This is a genomic window from Pseudomonas sp. NPDC087817 (assembly GCF_044742875.1).
Taxonomy (GTDB): Bacteria; Pseudomonadota; Gammaproteobacteria; order Pseudomonadales; family Pseudomonadaceae; genus Aquipseudomonas.
On the sequence record NZ_JBIUVJ010000171.1, the window covers coordinates 1 to 1,774 of the forward strand.

Here is a 1,774-nt window from a genome sequence, read left to right on the forward strand (position 1 = left end):
TTGGCATTATTTGTGCAGACAAAATGCGCGCAGAGTATAGGGGCGGTTCTGCCCCTATTCAACTGTCAGGTAGTGATTTCCGACTGCGCGCTACATGAGGAAATGTTTCAGCGGATGTGTGCGAGCACACCCTGGAGCTCATCAAGGGAGTTGTAACCGATCACCAACTGCCCTTTTCCCTTCTTCCCGTGGCGGATCTGCACCGCAGAGCCTAGGCGCTCGGCCAGACGCTGTTCGAGACGAGCGATATCCGGGTCGGGTTTTGTAGCCTCCACAGGCTCCGGTTTACCACTCAACCACTGGCGAACCAGTGCCTCGGTTTGGCGCACGGTGAGGCCGCGTGCGACAACATGTCGCGCCCCTTCCACCTGCTGATTGTCCGGCAGACCGAGCAAAGCACGCGCATGACCCATTTCCAGGTCACCGTGAGACAACATGGTCTTGATGACTTCCGGCAACGCAATAAGCCGCAACAGGTTAGCCACAGTGACACGGGACTTACCCACAGCCTCGGCGACTTGCTGCTGGGTCAGCTGGAATTCCTGCTGCAAACGCTGCAGGGCCACCGCTTCTTCAATCGGATTGAGGTCTTCGCGCTGAATGTTCTCGATCAGTGCAATGGCGATCGCGGTTTCATCCGGTACATCACGGACCATCGCCGGGATGGTTTCCTGCCCGGCTTGCTGGCTGGCGCGCCAGCGACGTTCACCGGCAATGATTTCAAAGCGCCCGCCACCGATCGGGCGAACCACGATCGGCTGCATAACGCCTTGCGCCTTGATCGACTGCGCCAGTTCTTCCAGCGCCTGCGGATCCATGTCCCGGCGTGGCTGGTACTTGCCGCGCTGGAGCAGATCCAGCGGCAAATGTTGCAGTTCACGCGTATCGGCTTGCGCGGCTTGTTCTTCCAGCGCGCTGACAGTCGGACCACTCAGCAGTGCATCCAGTCCACGTCCGAGACCTCGTTTCTTGACGGCCATGGGGATTCCTTAAGTTGCCTGAGCGGCGGCAATGCGTGAATTTTTGCGCTGACGACGAACCATTTCGCCCGCCAGGGCCAGATAGGCCAGCGCGCCGCGCGATTGCTTATCGTACGCCAGTGCCGGCATGCCGTAGCTTGGCGCTTCCGCCAGGCGAATGTTGCGCGGGATCACTGTGTCGTAGAGCTGCTCGCCGAAGTGTTCCTTGAGCTGCGCCGAAACGTCGTTCATCAGGCTCAGGCGCGGGTCGTACATGGTCCGCAGCAAACCTTCGACTTTCAGGTTCGGGTTCAGCAGTTCGGCGATGCGCTTGATGTTATCCACAAGGTCGCTCAAACCTTCGAGCGCAAAGTACTCGCACTGCATGGGGATGATCACCCCGTCAGCGGCAACCAATGCGTTCAGCGTGAGCATCGACAGCGACGGCGGGCAGTCGATCAGAATGTAATCGTAGTTTTCGCGGATCGGCGCCAGCGCACTGCGCAGACGGCTTTCCTTCATCTGCATTTCCAGCAGAACCACTTCCGCGGCCGTCAGGTCGCGGTTGGCCGGCAGCAGTTGATAACCGCCGTGCTCGGAATAGTGCATGGCCTGGGCGAGATCGCATTCGCCGATCAGCAGATCGTAGACGGAGTTTTCCAGACCGTGTTTATCCACACCGCTACCCATGGTGGCGTTGCCCTGTGGATCGAGATCGATCAACAGCACCCGGCGCTTGGTCGCGACGAGGGATGCTGCGAGGTTGATGCAGGTGGTGGTCTTGCCCGCGCCGCGGGGGTGGGTGGGGGGGGCGG

General features: G+C 60.0%; 2 protein-coding genes. Both read right to left on the minus strand.

The annotated features are described in order from the left end of the window. Positions 1-107: 107 nt before the first annotated feature. A complete protein-coding gene (locus ACIONG_RS30465) occupies positions 108-980 on the minus strand; it encodes a ParB/RepB/Spo0J family partition protein (protein ID WP_042607989.1) in 873 nt (290 codons plus the stop codon). Positions 981-989: 9 nt separating this feature from the next. Then, a partial coding sequence (locus ACIONG_RS30470) for a ParA family protein (protein ID WP_401304744.1) occupies positions 990-1,774 on the minus strand: 785 nt, incomplete at its 5' end.

Bases quoted from the DNA above. Each gene is read 5' to 3' on its own strand.
- ACIONG_RS30465 (WP_042607989.1), bottom strand. From the start codon at position 980: ATGGCCGTCAAGAAACGAGGTCTCGGACGTGGACTGGATGCACTGCTG.